Consider the following 18,819-nt stretch of genomic DNA (forward strand, 5'->3'; position numbering starts at 1 on the left):
GTCCTTAGCTGCGTGGGGCTTCCGGCAGGCCGCCATAGGCGGCCCAGGTGGTGCCTGCGATGTAGCCGGCATCGACCGGCAGGTTGATGCCGGTGATGCCGCTGCTCTGCGGCGAGAGCAGCCATGCGATCGCCTGCGCGACTTCGATCGGCTCGACCAGCCGGTTCAGCGCGGTCGGCCGCGCCAGCAGGTCCTTGTTGAGGGCGCCCGATGCGATGCCGGCCTCGAGCGCTGCCGTGCGGGTGAAGCCGGGCGACACTGCGTTGACGCGGACGCCGGAACGGCCCCACTCGGCGGCGAGCGTCTGCGTGATCTGGATGACGCCGGCCTTCGCCGCGGTATAGGCGTGGATCGGGCCCGACGTCATGCCGGCCACCGAGGCGACGTTGACGATCGCGCCATGCCGACGCTTCGCCATGGCGATGCCGACGCTGCGCGCGACCAGGAAGGTGCCGCGCAGGTCGATATTGACCTCGCGATCCCATTGCTCCATCCGCACCCGTTCGATCGTGTGCATCTTGCCGAACACGCCGGCGGCGTTGACGAGGCCGGTGATCGGACCATGCGCGGTCTCGATATCGGCAATGCCTGCGACAACGGCGCTCTCGCTCGCGACGTCGAACGGCGCCGGCCACAGGACGGCGGCTGTTCCAACCAGCGGCTCGGGCGCGATGTCGACGATGACGACGCGATGCCCCTGATCGGCGAGCAGTGTCGCGGTCGCCGCGCCGATGCCGCGGCTGCCGCCGGTGACGAGGATGGTGCCCTCAGCGCTCATGACTTTCTTCCCTTGTCGCTGGTGGTGAACAGGCCGCGGGTGACCAGCTTTTGATAGGCCGTGATCACATAGTCGGGCACCGCGGTGACGCCGCGCTCGGAATAGGAATAGCGGCGGCTGAGATAACCGCGCGCGCCCATCAGCACCTGGACGATGGCCTCGAATTCCTCGTCGCTGAAGGCGTTGGTCGCGCCCGCAGCCCGCGCGCGTTGCAGGATCCGCACATAGGCGCTCGAGATGTTGTCAAAATGCTTCTGGTAGCCGATCGGCGCGAAGAATTCGGCCTCGTTGAGGATGCGCAGGAATTCCGGCACCTCGCGGATGAAATCGAAGAAGGCGCTGAAGCGCTCGACCTCCTGCCGGGCCTCGCTTGCGGTGCCGGTGCGCGCATGGATGAAGCGGACCATGTCGAGGCCGATCTTCGGCAGCAGCTGGTCGAGCAGCTCCTGGCGGTTCTCGAAATGATTGTAGAAGGTGCCCTGCGCGACACCGGCGGCTTCGGTGATGCGCGCGACCGAGGCTTCGGCATAGCCGTATTTGCCGACGACCTTGGTCGCGGCGTCGAAGATCTTCTGCTTGGTCCAGGCGTTGCGCTCGACCCGGTTAAGTTTTGTCACTTTGGCGGATGTCGCTTGCGTCATGCGGTGGCCTCGAGTTCGGCACGGAGCGCGCGTTTGAGCACCTTGCCGGATGGATTGCGCGGCAGGCTGTCGCGGATGACGAGCTGCCGCGGCACCTTGAAACCGGCGAGCCGTGTCCGGCAGTGGTCGGTGAGACCGGGCAGGTCGAGCTTGGCGTCGTCGGCCAGCACCACGATCGCGACCGGCTTCTCGCCCCAGCGCGCGTCCGGCAGGCCGATCACCGCGACCTCGCGCACTTCAGGCATTTCGTAGATGACGCGCTCGACCTCGGAGGAGGCGATGTTCTCGCCGCCGGAGATGATCATGTCCTTCTTGCGATCGGTCAGATACAGGAAGCCGTCGTCGTCGAGATAGCCGACATCGCCGGTACGGAACCAGTCGCCGAAGAACGCGGATGCGGTCTTCTCGGGATCCTTCCAGTAGCCCTGTGTGACCTTCGGGCCGCGCAGGCAGATCTCGCCGTTCTGGCCGGCCGGCAGGCGCTTGCCGGCATCGTCGCGGATCTCGATCTCGACATGGGCGATGGCGCGGCCGGTCGAACCGATCTTCTCGATCTCGCGGCCCGCGTCCATGAAGGTGTCACCGCCGCAGCTTTCAGTAAGGCCGTAGGCATCGATGTAGCGCGCGTTCTTGAAATAGTCAGAGAAGGCGCGGATGCGGACCTCCGGCGTCTTCTCGCCGCCGCCGATCGCCCATTGCAGGCTGGAGACGTCATAGCGCTCGCGGTTCGGGCAGGTGAGGAGCGCCGTCGTCATGACCGGCGCGAACCATGCCGCGTTCAGTTTCTCCCGCTCGATCGCGGCGAGTGCGGGTTCAGGCTCGAAGGTGCGGTGGATGCACAGCATGCCGCCATGCCAGAGCACCGCGATGCCGGGCAGGTCGAGCGCGCCGACGTGATAGAGCGGACCGACCACGAGCAACCGCGTGTCGGTATTGAGCCCGAGCACCAGGGTTTGGTCGGCGGACTTCCAGTAGACGTTCTCGTAAGTGAGCATCACCCCCTTGGGACGATCGGTCGTGCCCGAGGTGTACATCAGCCGCATCAGGTCGCGTGGCTGGCAGACATGCATCGGCGCCGGCGCGATGTCGGGCGCAAGGTTGGTGACGCTGGACTGCGCGACTTCATCGAGCAGCACGACCGGCGCGCCGCCGGCGGCGATCGCGGCAAACTCCTCGTCGGCGACCAAGAGGCGCGCGCCCGAATTGCCGACGATGTAGCCGACCTCATCGGCCGAGAGGCGATAGTTGATCGGCAGGAACACCGCGCCGATATGGCTGGTCGCAAACACCAACTCGAGAAAGGCCGTGCTGTTCTTCATCAGCACGGCGACGACGTCGCCGGGCGCGATCCCGCGCGCCGCGAGCCAACCGCCCACCTGCCGGATTCGCAGATCAAAGTCGGCGTAGGAGACGTCCTCGCCGCGATATTTCAGCGCACAGCGGTCCGGAGTCCGCCGGGCATGAAATGCGATGAAGCTGGAAAGGTTGATCATTTGCCGCCCGCGGGGCCGATTCCGGCGCCGTTTTCTCCCTAGATGAATTATGAGTCGTAATTCATCTTTGGCTTGACGTCACCCCCCTTGCTCTGAAAACATCGTGGCCATGGAGACGAAACGATCTCCGGCAGGGATTTTGGGAACGCGAACCCGACAGGGAGGGGAATGATGAAGAGGACCCGGAAACCGGGCATCACCCGGCGCTCGACGCTTGCGCTGATGGGCGCCGGTGCGGTGAGCTTTGCCGCGCCATGGGTGGCGCGCGCACAGGCCAAGACGATCAAGATCGGCATGCCGACCATTCTGTCGGGCCGCGTCGCGCAACTTGGAACGTCCTCGCGCAACGCAGTGCTGCTGGAGGTCGAGAAGGTCAATGCCGCCGGCGGCCTTGCCGGGCGGCAGATCGAGATGGTGATCCGCGACTCCAAGGGACAGCCGCAGGAGGCCGCGCGCATCGCGCGCGAGCTCGTCAACACCGACGGCTGCGAGATGCTGCTCGACGGCGAAGCGTCCTCCGGATCGTTCGCGGTTCACGAAGTGGCGCGCGATCTCGGCGTGCTGTGCATCCACACCTGCTCGGAAGCGTCATCGCTGACCGCCGATCCCAAGCAGCACATCCCGAACGCCTTCCGTTGTGTGCGGCAGGGCATTCATGATTCGATCGTCGGCGCCAGCTACGCTGCAGGGATCGCCAAGGCCAAGGGCCTGAAGAAATGGGCGACCTGTTCGCCCGACTATGCCTATGGCCGCGACACCACCGGCGAGTTCGTGCTGTACCTGAAGAAGTTCGCGCCCGACGTCGAGATCATCAGCGAGTCCTGGCCAAAGCTGTTCCAGCCCGATTACACCGAGGTGGTGACGAAGATCCTGCAGGCCAAGCCGCAGGCGCTTTATTCGTGCCTGTGGGGCGGCGATCTCACCTCCTACATCGACCAGGCCAACATCTACGCGATGTTCACCCAGATGGAGGTGTTCGCGGTCAACATGGCCGACTACACCGCACTCACGGTGGTGAAGAACCTGCCCAAGGGCATCCACTCCGGCGACCGCTACATCAAGACATTCCCGCCGACGCCCGAAAATGCGGCCTGGGGCGATGCCTACAAGGCCAAGTACAACGAGTATCCGACCAACTGGTCGTGGCAGAACGCGACGGCGGTCATGTTCCTCAACGAGGCCGTCAAGAAGGCGAACTCGACCGACGGCAAGAAGGTCGCGGAGGCGCTCACCGGCCTCACCATCAAGTGCCCGTTCGGCGCCGACGGCACCGTCACAATGCGCGCCGACGATCACACGCTGGTCGGCTACGCCATCGGCTGGGGCACCACGATCCCGCAGGAGCCCTACGTGCCTGATGTGAAGGCCGGAGACTGGAAGACCATCTTCGAGCTCGAAGCCGAGTGGAAGAAGAGCAAGGGCTACACCTGATCCGCATGTGCGGCGGAGGCTGCCGCCGGCTGCCTCCGCCGCGCATCTGATGTTTGTCGCGCGCCGACGTTGCGGCCCGCCGTGATGGATGAGTTTCCGTGGACCTCGACGCGCTCGCCAGTTGCCTCGCCAGCCCTGCCTGCCTGGTGACGCAAACCACCAGCGGCCTGATCATCGGCATGCTGCTGTTCCTTGTCGCCGTTGGGCTGACGCTGATCTTCGGCGTGCTCAAGGTGGTCAATTTCAGCCACGGCGCCTTCTATATGTTCGGCGCCTATTTCGCGATGACGGCCTATCAGCTCACCGGCAGCTTCGCGCTGGCGATGCTGAGCGGCGCCGTCGGGACCGCGATCCTCGGCCTGATCTTCGAGCGCGTGTTCATGAGCCGGGTCTACGGGCGCGACGTCTTGATGCAGCTCCTGGTCTGCTACGCCTTCGTGCTGATCTTCGACGATGTGGTCCGCATGATCTGGGGGCCTGAGTTCAAGTCGATGGGCATGCCGGCTGCGTTCCAGGTGCCGCCGCTGTTCATCGCCGGCGGCGTGGTGCCGCCGTACTATCTGCTCTTGATCGGCGTGGCGCTCGCCGCGGCCGTTGTTCTCGGCCTGGGGCTGGCGCGCTCCAGGATCGGCAAGGTGATCCGTGCGGCTGCGCATAATCCCGGAATGGTCTCGGCGCTGGGGATCAACACCGGGCTGATCTATGGCGGCGTATTTGCGCTTGGCGGCATGCTGGCGGGACTGGCGGGAGCGCTTGCCGCGCCGGTGCGCTCGCTGACACCGGGCATGGGGTTCTCGGTGCTGATCGAGTCCTTCATCGTCACCGTGATCGGCGGTATGGGCTCGATCCTGGGAGCGCTGATCGGCGCGCTTTTGATCGGCCTGATCCGCTCCTTCGGATCGCTCGGCTTCCCGCTGTTCACCGAGGGCTTGATGTATCTGTTCATGGTGGTCGTGCTGGTCTCGCGTCCGAGCGGGTTGTTCGGCAAGGAGGTCGCATGACCGAATTGCAGGCCGGGCAGGGCACGCAGCCCCTCGATGTTGCCCGGATCGACGCCAGGCCGCAGCGTTACCGCGATGTGCTGATCGCGCTCGCGGCCTTTGTCCTGCTCGCGCTGCTGCCGTTCATCTTCGGCAGCAAGCAGCTGCTCGACTTCGTGATCCGCTGCGCCGCCTATGGATTGTTCGCGACGTCGCTCAACCTTCTGGTCGGCTACACCGGACTGATCTCGTTCGGCCACGGCATGTTCTTCGGCCTCGGTGCCTATGGTTTCGGGCTGATGATGCAGAAGACCGGCGTGCCGATCCCGGTGGCCTTCGTCGCCACGCTGGCGATGACCCTGGTCGTCGCCGTCGTCATCGGCGCGATCTGCGTGCGGTTGAAGGAAATCTACTTCGCCTTCGTCACGCTGGCATTTCAGATGCTGATTCACTCAACCATCCTGTCGTGGCAATCGCTGACCGGCGGCGACCAGGGCCTGCGCGGCGGGATCCCGAGGCCGCCGTTTCTCGGCATCGATCTGTCGAACCATCTGCATCTCTACATCACGAGCTGTGCCCTGCTGGTGATCGGCCTGCTGCTCATGCGGCAGATCGCGCAATCGCCGTTCGGCTACACGCTGCGCATGATCCGCGACAACGCCACGCGGGCGAGCTTCATCGGCATCGATGTCTGGCGCGCCAAGCTGACGATCTTTGTGCTCGCCGCGCTGTTCGCCGCGACCGGCGGCATCATCATGGCGCTGTTCGTCTCCGGCGCCTATCCCGAGTTCGCCTATTGGACGATCTCGGGCGAGGGCATCTTCATCAACATGCTCGGCGGCGTGACAACCTTCCTCGGACCGATGGTCGGCACGGTGCTGCTGCTGATCCTCAACGATACCGTTACCCGCCTGACCGAGTATCACGGCATCGTGCTCGGCATCGTGATCCTGTTCTTTGCCATTGGCCTGCGAAAGGGCTTGATGGACTTTGTCGTCGAATGGTTCGCGCAGCGTCGCGGAGAGGCCGGGGAGCGCGCGCCATGAGTGCACAGACGCGGATCAGCGTCGTTACCGGCGGCGCCAGCGGCATCGGCGCGGCGTGCGTGCGTGAGCTCGCAGCAGCCGGCGATCTCGTCGCCGTTCTCGACCGCGATCTCGCCAAGGCGCAGACGGTTGCGGCGGAAGTTGGTGGCAAGGCGTTTGCGGCCGACGTGGCGGACGAGCGGAGCATCGAGGCCTGTGCGGCCGCGATCGAGCGCGACTGCGGCCCGGTCGCGGTGCTGGTCAACAGCGCCGGCATCATCCAGGTGCCGGCCCGGCCGCACGAGCTGCCGATGACCTCCTGGGACGACGTCGTGCGTGTCGACCAGCGCGGCACCTATGTCGCCTGCGTTGCCTTTGCGCGGCAGATGATCGCGCGCAAGCGCGGCAGCATCGTCAACATCGCCTCGATTGCCGGCATGCGCTCGATGCCGTTGCATGCCTATGCGCCCGCCAAGGCGGCGGTGATTGCCATCACCGAATGCCTCGCGGCCGAATGGGGGCCGTCCGGCATCCGCGTCAATGCCGTATCCCCCGGCTATACGCTGACGCCGGCGCTGAAGAATGCTATCGATCGCGGCGAGCGGGATGTCTCGGCGCTGGCTGCCAATGCAGCACTTCGCCGCCTCGTCGACCCCTCGGAGATCGGCCGCGTCGTCGCATTTCTGGCGTCCGATGCGGCCTCGGCGATGACCGGCGCCAACGTGCCGGTCGATTGCGGCTGGCTTGCCGGCACATCGTGGAGCACCTATGGCGGTCTGCGGGAGGCGAGCGGTTAGTCATGCTGGAAATTCGCGGGCTCTCGAAATCCTTTGGCGGCGTCAAGGCGACCGACAACGTCTCGCTCGACTTCGCTGACGGTTCGCTCACCGCCGTGATCGGCCCCAACGGCGCCGGCAAGAGCACATTCTTCAACCTGATCACGGGCGCGCTGCAGCCGGATGCCGGGCAGATCTTGCTCAACGGTGTCGACATGGCGGGCAAGGCCCCGCCGGAGATCGTGCGCCATGGCATCGGCCGCGCCTTCCAGGTCGCGAGCATCTTCCCGTCGCTGACGGTGGAGGAGACGATGCTCGCTGCAGTCTGTGCCGATCAGCGCCGCGCCGGCGTGATGCATCGCCGGTTTCCGCTGGCCGAGACGCGCGACCGCGCCGAGCATACGATGGAGCTGCTCGGCCTCGCCGGGAAGCGCAACCGGACCGCGGCGACGCTGTCGCATGGCGACCAGAAGCTGCTCGATATCGCGCTCGCGCTGGTGCTCGAGCCCAAGGTGCTGCTGCTTGACGAGCCGACCGCGGGCATGGGTACCGAGGAGCGCTGGCGCATGATCGACAAGGTGCGCGAGCTCTGGGAGAAGCAGAAGATCACCGTCGTGTTCATCGAGCACGACATGGACATCGTGTTCAAGATCGCGCCCCAAATCGTCGTGCTGTGCTACGGCCGGATCCTGGCGACCGGGACGCCGGACGCGATCCGCAGGAACGATGCCGTGATCGAGGCCTATCTCGGCAGCGACGACCACGCGGGAGTGGTGGCATGAGCGCGCAGCCGGTGGTGCAGGTCGAGGACCTCGACGTCTATTACGGCACCAGCCAGATCCTGTTCGGCGTCGGCCTGTCGGTGCGGCAGGGCGAGACCATGGCGCTGCTCGGCCGCAACGGCGCCGGCAAGTCGACCACCATGAAGGCCATCATGGGGCTGGCGCCGGCGCACCGCGGCAGGGTGACCCTGCGCGGCCAGGTGGTCTCGGGAATGCGGCCGCATCACATCGCGCGGGCCGGGCTCGGCTTCGTGCCGGAAGACCGCCAGATCTTTCCCGAGCACACGGTCGAGGACAATCTCGTCATCGGCCAGAAGAAGGGGCCGGATGGCGAGGACGAGTGGTCGATCCGCCGCGTCTATGACGTGTTCCCGCTGCTCGAGCCGTTGCGGCACCGGATCGCCGGAAGGCTCTCCGGCGGCGAGCAGCAGATGCTGGCGATCGCCCGCACGCTGATGGGCAATCCCGTGCTGCTGCTGTTGGATGAGCCGAGCGAGGGGCTGGCGCCGATCATCGTGCAGCGCATCGGCGAACTGCTGCGGCAGCTCCGCGGCACCGGTGCCACAGTATTGATCGCCGAGCAGAACATGCATTTTTGCCTTGGCCTTGCGAGCCACGCGACGGTTATCGATAAGGGACAGATCGTCTACACATCCTCGATCGAAGAGCTGAAGGCCAACGACAACATCCGGCAGCGCTATCTGGCGCTGTAGGGCATGATCCGCGAAAAGCGCGCAGCGGTTTTCCCTCGCGACAAGCGCGCAGCGTTTGCGCGGGGATCATGCCCAAAGGACAGGGCACTTCGACAGCGATGGGAGGACAAATGGCGGGCAAGCTGACGCCGACGCATGAAGCGCCGTATCGTGGGCTGAAGGTACTCGATTTCGGGCAGGGGATTGCCTCGCCCTACTGCGCGATGCTGCTTGGGGTCTACGGCGCCGACGTCATCAAGGTCGAACCGCCGGAGGGCGACTGGTCGCGCTATCTCGGCACGACCTACGGCAATCACACAACACTGTCGGCGGTCTACAACCGCGGCAAGCGCAGCCTGTGCCTCGACATGAAGCACAAGGACGGGATCGCGATCGCGCAGCGGCTGTCGCGCGAGGCCGACGTGCTCATCGAAGGATTTCGTCCCGGCGTCGCGGAGCGGCTCGGGCTCGGCTACGAGGGCCTGTCGCGCGACAATCCCGCCCTGGTCTATCTGTCGGTCAGCGGCTTCGGGCAGAGCGGCCCGTACGCCAAGCGGCCCGGCTCGGATTCGGTGGCGCAGGCGTTCTCGGGGCTGGTCTCGGTCAATGTCGGCGCCGATGGCGTGCCGCATCGGGTCGGGACCACGATTTCCGACGTCGTCACCGGCGTCTATGCGTTCCAGGCCATCGCCACGACGCTGTTCGCGCGCGCCACCGTCGGCACTGGCCGCTGGATCGACGTCAATCTCTGCCAGTCGACGTCGGCGCTGCTCGGCCACAAGGTGGCGGAGTTCATCCTCGAGGGCGGCGCGCCGCGCGCGCTGAACGTTCCGGCCGGCACCTACCAGACCCGGGACGGCTGGATGATGGTCACCCTGGTGAACGAGCCGCAATACAAGCGGCTATGCGGTGCGATCGGCCGTGAGGATCTCGCCGGCGATCCGCGTTTTGCCGACTTTGCCCGCCGCGCCGATGCGGCCGACGCGCTGATCCCGCAATTGCGCGAGGTGTTCCTGACCCAGGCGACGGATGCCTGGCTGACCCGTCTGCATGCGGCCGATATCATCGCCGAGCGGATCCTCGATCCCGGCGAATGGCTGCGCAACGTCCATGTCGAGGCGACCAGGGCGTCGGTGCGCCAGGACACACCGGGCGTCGGCGCGGTCTACACGCCACGCACGCCGGGGATCGCGGGCCTGTCCGAGGATCACCTTTGCCCCGCGCCTGACGTCGGGCAGGATAGCCGCGCCGTGCTGACGGAGGCCGGCTTCGGTTCCGCCGAGATCGACGGCCTGCTGCTATCGGGCGCGGTGCGGCAGGCCAAGAGCTAACGGGAGGCAATACATCATGAGCACCGACCTCGTTCGTTACTCGGTCACCGACCAGATTGCGGAGATCGTGCTGGATCGCGCGCCGGTCAACGCACTCAGCATTCCCCTGATCGACGCGCTGCTGGCGGCGCTGGCGAAAGCGCGCGATGACGACGCGGTGCGTGCCGTCATCATCAGCAGCGCTCACAAGGTGTTTTGCGCCGGCCTCGATCTCGACATCGTCAGGGGCAAGCCCGCGATCGAGACCAAGACATTTCTCGAGCGGCTATACTTTGCGTTGAACGATACGCAGTATCGCATGGGCAAGCCGACCATTGCGGCGATCGATGGCGCGGTGCGCGCCGGCGGCATGACGATCGCGATCTCCTGCGACATGATCGTCGCGGGCGACGGCTCGACCTTCGGCTATCCCGAGATCGATGTCGGCCTGATCCCGGCGATCCATTTCGTGCAGTTGTCGCGGCTGGTCGGAAAGCACCAGGCATTCGGCCCGCTGTTCCTTGGCGAGCCCTTCGATGCCGCGACCGCCTTTCGCATGGGCCTGCTCAGCGAGGTGGTGCCGAAGGGCACTGCGCTCGCGCGCGCCCGCGAGATCGCACGCAAGCTCGCGGCGAAATCGCCGATCGTGATGAAGATCGGCCGCGACGCCTTCATGCGTGCGGTCGATGCCGATTTCCGCCGCTCGGTGGAGAACACGGCGGAAAGCTTCGTTGTGGTCGCATCGACGGAAGATTGCCAGGAAGGGCTCAATGCGTTCGTCGAGAAGCGGACGCCCAACTACAAGGGACGGTGATGGCTGGATTGTATTTCGAGGAGTTCGAGATCGGACAGGAATTCCATCACGAGTTCAGCCGCACCGTGACCGAGATGGACAACACCATGTTCAGCCTCCTGACCATGAACCCGCAGCCATTGCATATCGACGCGCATTTTTCCGAGAAGACCGAGTTCGGCCAGCGGCTGTTCAACAGCCTCTATACGCTCGGCATCATGATCGGCATGAGCGTGTACGATACGACGCTGGGAACGACCGTCGGCAATCTCGGCATGACCGACGTCAAGTTCCCGAAGCCGGTGTTCCATGGCGATACGCTGAAGGCGCACACCAGGATCATCGGCAAGCGCGCCAGCAAGTCGCGGCCGACCCAGGGCATCGTCGAGTTCGAGCACACCATGACCAACCAGCGCGGCGAGGTGGTGGCGAGCTGCCGCCGGACCGGCCTGATGCACTGCAAGCCGAAGGCGTAAGCGATGCGATCGTTCCTGTTCGTTCCCGGCGACAGCACCCGGAAATATGAAAGCGCGAAGAAGACCGCAGCCGATGCGCTGATCCTCGACCTCGAGGATTCCATCGCGCCGGACCAGAAGGTGGTTGCGCGGGGCATCACGCGCCAGATGCTCGATGCGCGCAATCCGGAGCAGAAGCTTTATATCCGCGTCAACGCGCTCGACACCGATCTGACGCTCGGCGATCTCGCCGCCGTGATGCCCGGCAAACCCGATGGAATCGTGCTGCCGAAATGCGCCGGTGCCGCCGACGTCAACCGGCTCGCGCTCTATCTCGACGCATTCGAGGCCGCCTCTGACATCGCGCAGGGCACCACCCGGATCGTGACGGTCGCGACCGAGACGGCGCGGGCGGTGCTGAAAATCCTCGATTTCGAGAACATGAGCCCGCGGCTGTGGGGCATGATGTGGGGCGCGGAGGATCTCGCGGCCTCGCTCGGGGCAACGCGCAACCGCAGTGACGGCCGCTATCACTCGCCCTTCATCCTGGCGCGCGATCTCTGCCTGATCGGCGCGGCCGCCGCCGGCGTCGTCGCGATCGACACCATCGCGACCGACATCAACGATCTCGATGCTTTGAAGGCCGAGGCGGTCGCCGCGCGCCAGGATGGCTTCCTCGCCAAGGCCGTGATCCACCCCAAGCATGTCGACGTCGTCAATGCGGCCTTCATGCCGACAGATGAGGAAATCGCATGGTCGGAGCGGGTGATCGCCGCGTTCGCCAATAATCCATCGGGGGTCGCCAGGATGGACGGCAAGATGCTGGACAAGCCGCATCTGCGCGCCGCCGAGAAGATCCTGGCGTCGCGCAGGAAATAGTCGGGGAGGCGGGCCAGACACCGCGATGTTGCGCGATAGCGAGGCGCGGCTGCGGCGGTCGCTGGCGATCGACTAACCGCAGGAATCAGGAATGAGCGACGGCCGACTTGCCGTCCTGCTGCTTCGACCACGAGACGTAGTAGGCGACGGCCGTCATCGCCGCGATGCCGGCGATGCTGACCGCGACCTGCCTTGCCAGTGAGTATGGGCCCGTAATCAGGATCAGGTGCGCAGCGAATGAGAGGAAGACGCCTGCACAGAACACGGCCAGCCATTCCTCGCCGCACTTGATGATCGGCTGCAAGGCGGGAGATCGCAGATATTCCCAATCGCGCGGCACCAGCCAGCTGAACAGGAATGTCAGGACCAGGAAGTGCAGGATGCGATGCGGCGCGATCTCCTCCCGGTCGTTTGGCAGCAGCACATCGCTCAGCCCGCTCGGCATCATTTGCGCGAGTGCCGGGATATCGCTGATCGAGACAATTGTCAGGGCGAACAGCAGATACAGCAACGCCATGGCGCGCAGCGCGGGAGCCGCCTGCATCGCGCGGATCGCGGGCGCATATCGCGCGCCGATCAGCGCGAGCCAGCCGCCCATCACGAACAACAATTGCCAGCAGAACGGATTGAGGTACCAGTCGCCATACGGATATGACGACAGGTTCCAGTTGAGCAGCCGGCCGGCTGCATAGAGGGTTACGGACGCGACGACCGTCGCGTTCGGCACGTACAACAGCCCGAACACGATGATGGGCTGGAACGCCATCAAGGCAATGGTGAGTTGCAGCACATCGAGATTGAGCGGCTTGGCCTGCAGGAACAGGCCGTAGATCAAGGTCCGGATCGGGTGATCGATGAAGCCCGTGATGTTGAACTCGCTGATGATCTCGGGCGCGGCGGTCCGGGTAGCGACATAGCTGATCAACTCGACATAGATCACGAACAGAACGATATAGGCGGCATAGAGCTGCCATACGCGCTTGAAGATGCGGGTCGCGGCCACCAGGAATCCGCGTTCCAGCGTCATCCTGGCGTAGATGAGCGTCACTGCGTAGCCGCCGACGAATACAAAAAGGTCGGTTGCGCCGCTGAAGCCGAAGTTGCGCATGGTCAGCGCGCCGACGACGTTGTGCGGAATATGGTCCAGAAACAGAAACCAGTTTGCGATGCCAAGCAGCAGCGCGATCCTGAGATCGCCATCGGCTTTCGCGATCTCGGCGTTTGTTGTCGAAGTCATCTGAAGCTGAAATTTGCCGGCCCGAGAAACGAATCGCTAATCTAGAGGGAACCCGCGCCTGGTCCGAATAGACTTTGCGTGAACCCTATCTAGTCCGTTTCGGGTTTCGGCCAAGTGGCCGGCTCAAGAAAGATCACGTTTTCGCAATCATCCCGTGAGCGGTGTCAGACCGGCTCGTGTTTGCGCAGGTCGCGGGTGTGATCCAGCGTATTGGCTTGCAGGTTCGCGCCGGTCACGGGGAGCTCCGGCAGGGCGGCCTCGGCCAGCAGGTCGTCCGTGACATCCTCGACCGAACGCTCGGCAATCTCGTGAATGAAGCTGATGTTCGTATATTCGCCCGAGGCGATTCGTGAGACGACGTCGCGTCGTGTCATTCCGGGATCGACGATCGCCTCGCGGCCACGGCGGCCATAGTCGATCATCACGACGAAATACTGCATTGCCTGATCGTTCGATGTTCTGACTGTTACTACGCATTATTTCCGATAATCGGAAGTAAGTCAAGGGTGAATTGTTGAAAACCGAAATTCAGGCATGCATGGCCGGACCGATTCGGTCCGAAGGCGTCCGAATCGGTTCGGCCGGTCCCTGAAGCGGCGCGGTTACTTCTCGGACGATCGCCCGCCCTGCGTCCGGGCAGATTTGCGACTCTTCGCCCCCGACTTGCCGCGCAGCCTTTCGATCTGGCCGCGGGGCAGGGTGACACAGATTTCGCCGATCCATTCAAGTTTTACGCCGTTGATCGGCTTGGCATTAAAGCTCTTGAGGTTAACCGTGCCGGACGAACTGCCGCGTTCGATCGTCTTCAGATACCGCTCACCGCTCTTCAGCCGGACCGCAGCTTCCTCTCCGTAGAAGCTCGACAGCGGATAGCGCTGCTCGCGATACACCACGATGACGTCGCCGTTCTCGTATTTCGGCAGCATCGAATCGCCTGAGACCTCGAAAGCGACGGTCTCCTCCGTCATCGGGAACGGAAGTTCGATTTCGCCGAGACCCTCCGGCGGGACCTGCTCCAGCTCCGGCTGGATCGAGGCGCCGGCGCCGACCCGGCCCACGATCGGCACCGAATTCAGTTCCAAATACTCCATGATCGGAGCAATCTCGGATGCCTTGATCAACCTTATTCCCGACAGGATTTCGGAGACCGCCCCGGCCCGAACCCCCATCGCGCGGGCAAGCCCGCCTTTGCTCTTCCCAGTCTTTTCCAGTGCTCGTTCGATCAGCGCCGCGTCCAGCATGTTTCATCCTTTCCCAAACCCGGAGAGACTATATCCGTTACGATTATCAGAAACAAGCTTGACTTTTCTTCGGAAGATCGGAAGGTATGCGAGGCGCCGGCGGAATGACAGAAATGGGAATTTGGAATGGAAATGATGAACTGGCTGCCGGAGCATTCGGCAGCCCTGCAGGATCTCCGCGCCCGCGGCTTGTCCTATTCGAAAATCGCTGACACGATCAACGCTACCCTTCAATACGGCCTATACGCGCAACGCGGCGATCAGCCGAGCGCAGCGCATGGGGTTGGCGGGCCTCGAAAGGCCCGAGCCGTCCCTGCCGGGCTCCGAAGGATCAGGCGGCTGCGTGAAGGGCGCGCCGAACTGACGCCGGATCTGCTTCGCGAGCCAAAGATCTTCACTGAAACGGTGGAGATGCCGCAGCTTCGTTGCGCGGCGGTCGCGCCGCGGCATCTTTCGCTGCTCGACCTCAAGCCCGGAGACTGCCGCTATCCCTATGGCGGGATAGCGACGGCGAGACCATTACCTTCTGCGGTCATCCGTGCCGGTCGGGCTTGAGCTACTGCACACCGCATTTTCACCTGAGTCGCGATCCTGAGGCCACGAGGCCGGTATTGAGCGCCGACTAGCTTCAAGCCATCGGGGCCGGTTGAGGCAATTCATCACCTGACCGACGGACATTGGTCCGCAACTGCGATCGCGCGGAAGCCTCCGCCAGCCCATCATCAGACATTTTGGAGGTTACCAATGCCGCGAGCCAAGCGCCGGAAGCCGTACGATCCCGCCGGAGCGCACGATCGACGTGCCCAGGATCTGCCGTTTAATGCCGAGGTGGCGACCGTCGACGTCGACGATCCCCTTGCGCTCGAGCCAGGCGAGAAGATCGTTGCTTTTCGCTCGATCCGCAACGATCCGCTCGGCCGGTTGCACGCGCACCGCCAGATCGACGATACGCAATATCGGAGTGGCCGGGCGTTCCAAAACGACTGGCAAAAGGCCGAGCGCGGGCCGCGCGCGGTGGATACGACGCGCGAATTCGTCGATCGCGGCCTGCGACGCAAGCCGATCACCGAGGGGCGGCGCCAGACGACGCTGCGCCTCAATCGCGCCGAGCATGAACTCGGCGCCGACGGTTCGGCGCCACTGCACGATGTCCTGGTTCTCGGCATGACCATGGAGCAGGTTGGACAGCGGCGCAGCGCTGGCAGGACTATTTTGCGCGGCGTCTCAAGGAATGCTTGGATCGGCTGGCGCTGATGTACGGGCTTGCGACGGCAAGCAGGGTTCCGGTGAAGGACCATCAACGCTGATCTGACGTGATTGCTGACGTGCCGGTTTGCCGCGCAGGAATCCGGCACGGTAGCCCTCATCGCATGACTGTGCCTTGCCTCACACTGAACTCCTTCCTTGTGTGCGGTCGGGATTGGCCCGGCCAAGGCTGTGAAGATGGTCGACAGCGGCGCGGACTCTCATGTAACTTCGGTCGCGTCGACGACCGGACTGCATTCGAGCCTCTCGCGCGAGAAGGGTCTGGTACGTCCACGCAAGGGAGTCGCCGCGGCTACGCACTGTCTACATCTTCTCTGCATCACGAACACCACGAGCAACGTGGATCGATGCCGACGCTGAGCCCAATCAAAATAACCCAAGGGAGAACCGACCGATGAATCACACTGGAAACTGCTTTTGTGGCGCCGTCGAACTCAAGGTGAGCGGAGAGCCTGAGGCAATGGGCTATTGCCACTGCCGTTCATGCCGCTCCTGGTCCGGTGGTCCGGTGAATGCGTTCAGCCTCTGGAAGCCCGAGGCGGTCGAGGTCACCAAGGGCGCCGACCACATCGCGACGTTCGAGAAGACCGCGATGAGCCAGCGCAAATACTGCACAAAGTGCGGCGGTCACCTGATGACCAACCACCCGACGCTCGGGCTCGTCGACGTGTTCACCGCAACGATCCCGACGCTGAAATTCAGCCCAGGGGTTCACGTCAACTATTCCGAGGCAGTGCTGCAGATACGCGACGGCCTGCCGAAGTTGAAGGATTTTCCGGCTGAGTTCGGCGGCTCCGGCGAAATGATCGCCGAATAGCTCGAAGGCTCCCCATCACGAAAGCGGGTGGCGGCGGCGTGCCGCCACCCGCTTGCGTATGGGCTCCGCCCCCACAAATCGGTATCCGGCAGGCTTGCTTCGCATGCGAGGCGCCCGACCATGTCGGCGGCCGCCGGGTCGTCTTTGGCCATCGACAGCCATGTCGGACGAAGGTCCCGCCCTGCAAAATCCGGGTTTGGTTTTGCTGACGAGCTTCCGCTAAAAGGCGAGCAGTGCCGGTCTTGGCAGGGACCGTCGTATTTCGCCTGACAAAATAACAGAGGAAGCGTCAGATCATGACCAGACCAGAATTGCCGGGGCGCACGCCGCGCGGGGAGGGAGTTCCGACGGCGCTCGACGGCCTGCTGGTCGTCGACTTCACCCGCGTCGTGGCCGGCCCGGCCTGCACGCAAACGCTGGCCGACTTCGGGGCCGAAGTCATCAAGATCGAGAATCCGGACGGCGGTGATGACACGCGCGCCTATGAGCACGCCGAAATCGGCGGGGAGAGCGCGGCGTATCTGAGCCTCAACCGCAACAAGCGCGGCATTGCGCTCGATTTCAACAATCCGGCCGCGCTCGAGGTGGCGCGCGCGTTGATTGCCAAGGCCGACGTCGTGGTCGAGAATTTCTCCGGCGGCGTGATGAAGAAATTCGGTCTCGATTATGCGTCGGTGGCGCCGACCAACCCGCGGCTGATTTATTGCTCCATCTCCGCCTACGGCCGCAAAGGCGATTTCGCGCTGCGCCCGGGCTTCGACCCGATCACGCAGGCCGAAAGCGGCTTCATGTCGCTCAACGGCTTTCCGGATGGCGAGCCGGTGCGCACCGGGCCGCCGATCGTCGACATGGCGACGGGCATGTCGGCCTGCAACGCCATTTTGCTGGCGCTGATTGCGCGCGATCGGCTCGGTCGCGGTCAGCAGGTCGAGGTCGCCTTGATCGACACCGCGGTGTCAATGACCGGCTTCTACGGCATGGCCTATCTCATCAATGGCAACAATCCCGGCCGTTTCGGCAACTCTCCGAACGGTTCGCCGACCGTCGGCGTCTACCGGGCCTCCGATGGTCCGCTCTACATGGCCTGCGCCAATGACCGGCTGTATCGCCGGCTTGTCACCGACGTGCTGGAACGCCCGGATCTCGTCACCGATCCCGAGTTTGCTCACCGCAAGGCGCGCACGGCCAACAAGGAGAAGCTGCGCGCGATCATTGCCAGCGTGTTTGCGGGCGACACGCTCGAGAACTGGATGGCGAAGATGAAGAAGGCGAACATTCCGGTTGGCTATCTGCGGACGGTCGAGGAGGGGTTCAACGCGCCCGAGGTGCGCGACCGGCATCGCCTGAGCAGGATTGCGCATCCAACCGCCGGCTCGGTTCCGAACATCGAGTCTCCGGTCAATATGAGCCTGACGCCGACCGTTGATCCTGTTGCGGCTCCGCTGCTCGGTCAGCATACCAAGGACGTGTTGAGCAAGACGCTTGGCTACGACGACCGGCGCATCGCCGCGCTGGCTGAGGCCGGCGCGTTCGGCAAGGCAGGCAACACCGGCTAGAGCCTTTTCCGTTATCCGATGGAATCGGAACGGGGCTCTAGATTCCAGTTTGACGCGCTTCCTTGACGCGAACCGGTATCCGCTTCGCTTGAAAACGCTCCAGCGTGCTCAGCCTGCACAAAAGATCGACTATTCGCAAAACAACCTGACCGCAGGCGAGAGAAAAGCCTCTCGCCTGGCGAGATGTCTTTCAGGCGTCGCGGGCCCGGCGCGTCGCCGGCGGCCCTGAAGCTGGTCCGTTTCGGGAACTCAGTTCGGCTTGCTGCGCAAGTTGTTCCTTGGCATACTTTCAACTTCCTCGGGCTCCGCCCGATCAATCTCGAGGCGTGCCATCCGGAGGATGAGGGTTGCCGTGGTCAGGCCGAGGCGTTCGGCCTCTTGTGCTGCGGTGTCGACCTTCTGGGCCAAGCCTTCACGTTTACCTGGGTATGCCATTCGTAATCCTCACTTAAGGTGCGAGATGAAAAATCCCACATACGTTGCGGAGCTGCAGAAGAAGCTCGGAGCTCCATCGAGCGAAACACTGGAAAGCCTGCGACTGTTGAAGGCTTTCCTTCGACTTGCGCCCGACCAGCGTTCCGAGGTCATCGAGCTCGTCGAACGTTTGGCGGTTGAGCCGCCGCGCGATCCCTCACTGTCCTGAGGTGCTCGCAAATCTTTCCTGTGC

The 18,819-nt window shown here is 64.0% G+C and carries 21 protein-coding genes and 1 pseudogene; 15 read left to right on the forward strand and 7 right to left on the reverse strand.

Annotation, left to right across the window (positions count from 1 at the left end; translation table 11 throughout):
• Positions 1 to 4: 4 nt before the first annotated feature.
• Genes J2R76_RS40185 through J2R76_RS40195 form a run of 3 tightly spaced genes read right to left on the reverse strand, consistent with a single transcriptional unit; the run spans position 5 to position 2,912 of the window.
• On the reverse strand, positions 5 to 778 hold the full coding sequence (locus tag J2R76_RS40185) for an SDR family NAD(P)-dependent oxidoreductase (protein WP_076834122.1): 774 nt from the start codon (positions 776 to 778) through the stop codon (positions 5 to 7).
• Positions 775 to 1,419 carry a TetR/AcrR family transcriptional regulator gene (locus J2R76_RS40190; protein ID WP_075968242.1) on the reverse strand — a complete coding sequence of 215 codons (645 nt, stop codon included), beginning with the start codon at positions 1,417 to 1,419 and terminating at the stop codon, positions 775 to 777. The genes J2R76_RS40185 and J2R76_RS40190 overlap by 4 nt, the downstream gene beginning before the upstream one ends.
• Entirely contained in the window at positions 1,416 to 2,912 is a 1,497-nt protein-coding gene (locus tag J2R76_RS40195; RefSeq protein ID WP_253625951.1) for an AMP-binding protein, read from the reverse strand. The genes J2R76_RS40190 and J2R76_RS40195 overlap by 4 nt, the downstream gene beginning before the upstream one ends.
• A 171-nt stretch (positions 2,913 to 3,083) precedes the next feature.
• Between J2R76_RS40195 and J2R76_RS40200 the strand changes: the two genes are divergently transcribed.
• The 10 genes from J2R76_RS40200 to J2R76_RS40245 all read left to right on the forward strand — a co-directional run bounded on the left by J2R76_RS40200 (position 3,084) and on the right by J2R76_RS40245 (position 12,035).
• Complete coding sequence (locus J2R76_RS40200; protein ID WP_038383532.1) at positions 3,084 to 4,343, forward strand: ABC transporter substrate-binding protein; 1,260 nt, start codon at positions 3,084 to 3,086, stop codon at positions 4,341 to 4,343.
• 98 nt (positions 4,344 to 4,441) lie between these two features.
• Positions 4,442 to 5,344, forward strand: coding sequence for a branched-chain amino acid ABC transporter permease (locus tag J2R76_RS40205; protein ID WP_076834117.1), 903 nt, complete (start codon positions 4,442 to 4,444; stop codon positions 5,342 to 5,344).
• Positions 5,341 to 6,369, forward strand: a complete 1,029-nt coding sequence (locus tag J2R76_RS40210; protein WP_168856040.1) for a branched-chain amino acid ABC transporter permease — start codon at positions 5,341 to 5,343, stop codon at positions 6,367 to 6,369. Before J2R76_RS40205 ends, J2R76_RS40210 begins: the two co-directional genes overlap by 4 nt.
• The gene (locus tag J2R76_RS40215; RefSeq protein WP_076834115.1) at positions 6,366 to 7,145 is read left to right on the forward strand and encodes an SDR family NAD(P)-dependent oxidoreductase; all 780 of its coding nucleotides are present in this window, start codon (positions 6,366 to 6,368) and stop codon (positions 7,143 to 7,145) included. Before J2R76_RS40210 ends, J2R76_RS40215 begins: the two co-directional genes overlap by 4 nt.
• Before the next feature lie 2 nt (positions 7,146 to 7,147).
• Positions 7,148 to 7,906 (forward strand): ABC transporter ATP-binding protein, encoded by a 759-nt coding sequence (locus tag J2R76_RS40220; protein WP_253625952.1) that lies wholly within the window; start codon positions 7,148 to 7,150, stop codon positions 7,904 to 7,906.
• A complete protein-coding gene (locus J2R76_RS40225) occupies positions 7,903 to 8,619 on the forward strand; it encodes an ABC transporter ATP-binding protein (protein ID WP_075968245.1) in 717 nt (238 codons plus the stop codon). Before J2R76_RS40220 ends, J2R76_RS40225 begins: the two co-directional genes overlap by 4 nt.
• A 110-nt stretch (positions 8,620 to 8,729) precedes the next feature.
• Positions 8,730 to 9,929, forward strand: a complete 1,200-nt coding sequence (locus J2R76_RS40230) for a CaiB/BaiF CoA-transferase family protein (protein WP_159109495.1) — start codon at positions 8,730 to 8,732, stop codon at positions 9,927 to 9,929.
• 16 nt (positions 9,930 to 9,945) lie between these two features.
• Positions 9,946 to 10,722 carry an enoyl-CoA hydratase/isomerase family protein gene (locus J2R76_RS40235; RefSeq protein WP_253625953.1) on the forward strand — a complete coding sequence of 259 codons (777 nt, stop codon included), beginning with the start codon at positions 9,946 to 9,948 and terminating at the stop codon, positions 10,720 to 10,722.
• The gene (locus J2R76_RS40240; RefSeq protein ID WP_016847346.1) at positions 10,722 to 11,177 is read left to right on the forward strand and encodes a MaoC family dehydratase; all 456 of its coding nucleotides are present in this window, start codon (positions 10,722 to 10,724) and stop codon (positions 11,175 to 11,177) included. The genes J2R76_RS40235 and J2R76_RS40240 overlap by 1 nt, the downstream gene beginning before the upstream one ends.
• 3 nt (positions 11,178 to 11,180) lie before the next feature.
• Positions 11,181 to 12,035, forward strand: coding sequence for a CoA ester lyase (locus J2R76_RS40245; RefSeq protein ID WP_253625954.1), 855 nt, complete (start codon positions 11,181 to 11,183; stop codon positions 12,033 to 12,035).
• Positions 12,036 to 12,120: 85 nt separating this feature from the next.
• Here the strand turns inward: J2R76_RS40245 and J2R76_RS40250 are convergent, their stop codons facing one another.
• The 3 genes from J2R76_RS40250 to J2R76_RS40260 form a co-directional block, all read right to left on the reverse strand.
• Positions 12,121 to 13,272 carry an OpgC domain-containing protein gene (locus J2R76_RS40250; RefSeq protein ID WP_253625955.1) on the reverse strand — a complete coding sequence of 384 codons (1,152 nt, stop codon included), beginning with the start codon at positions 13,270 to 13,272 and terminating at the stop codon, positions 12,121 to 12,123.
• 164 nt (positions 13,273 to 13,436) lie between these two features.
• Complete coding sequence (locus J2R76_RS40255; protein ID WP_076834102.1) at positions 13,437 to 13,712, reverse strand: hypothetical protein; 276 nt, start codon at positions 13,710 to 13,712, stop codon at positions 13,437 to 13,439.
• A 162-nt stretch (positions 13,713 to 13,874) separates the two neighbouring features.
• Positions 13,875 to 14,513, reverse strand: a complete 639-nt coding sequence (locus J2R76_RS40260) for an XRE family transcriptional regulator (protein ID WP_141339796.1) — start codon at positions 14,511 to 14,513, stop codon at positions 13,875 to 13,877.
• A gap of 126 nt (positions 14,514 to 14,639) precedes the next feature.
• Here J2R76_RS40260 and J2R76_RS40265 point away from each other — a divergent pair, with 126 nt between their 5' ends.
• The 4 genes and pseudogenes from J2R76_RS40265 to J2R76_RS40280 all read left to right on the forward strand — a co-directional run bounded on the left by J2R76_RS40265 (position 14,640) and on the right by J2R76_RS40280 (position 18,152).
• Positions 14,640 to 15,068 carry a GcrA family cell cycle regulator gene (locus J2R76_RS40265; protein WP_253625956.1) on the forward strand — a complete coding sequence of 143 codons (429 nt, stop codon included), beginning with the start codon at positions 14,640 to 14,642 and terminating at the stop codon, positions 15,066 to 15,068.
• A 189-nt stretch (positions 15,069 to 15,257) separates the two neighbouring features.
• Positions 15,258 to 15,820 (forward strand): annotated as a pseudogene (locus J2R76_RS40270) (hypothetical protein).
• A 353-nt stretch (positions 15,821 to 16,173) separates the two neighbouring features.
• Positions 16,174 to 16,596: a GFA family protein gene (locus J2R76_RS40275; protein WP_026193083.1), complete on the forward strand. Its 423-nt coding sequence runs from the start codon at positions 16,174 to 16,176 to the stop codon at positions 16,594 to 16,596.
• Positions 16,597 to 16,889: 293 nt separating this feature from the next.
• A complete protein-coding gene (locus J2R76_RS40280; RefSeq protein WP_076834095.1) occupies positions 16,890 to 18,152 on the forward strand; it encodes a CaiB/BaiF CoA-transferase family protein in 1,263 nt (420 codons plus the stop codon).
• Between the two features lie 249 nt (positions 18,153 to 18,401).
• On the opposite strand, the gene J2R76_RS40285 is transcribed toward J2R76_RS40280, so the two are convergent.
• Positions 18,402 to 18,560 carry a hypothetical protein gene (locus tag J2R76_RS40285; protein ID WP_225645895.1) on the reverse strand — a complete coding sequence of 53 codons (159 nt, stop codon included), beginning with the start codon at positions 18,558 to 18,560 and terminating at the stop codon, positions 18,402 to 18,404.
• 52 nt (positions 18,561 to 18,612) lie between these two features.
• Between J2R76_RS40285 and J2R76_RS40290 the strand changes: the two genes are divergently transcribed.
• Complete coding sequence (locus J2R76_RS40290; protein ID WP_016847357.1) at positions 18,613 to 18,795, forward strand: hypothetical protein; 183 nt, start codon at positions 18,613 to 18,615, stop codon at positions 18,793 to 18,795.
• The last annotated feature ends 24 nt before the right edge of the window (positions 18,796 to 18,819 follow it).

This window comes from Bradyrhizobium sp. USDA 4532 (assembly GCF_024171315.1).
Lineage (GTDB): Bacteria > Pseudomonadota > Alphaproteobacteria > Rhizobiales > Xanthobacteraceae > Bradyrhizobium > Bradyrhizobium australafricanum.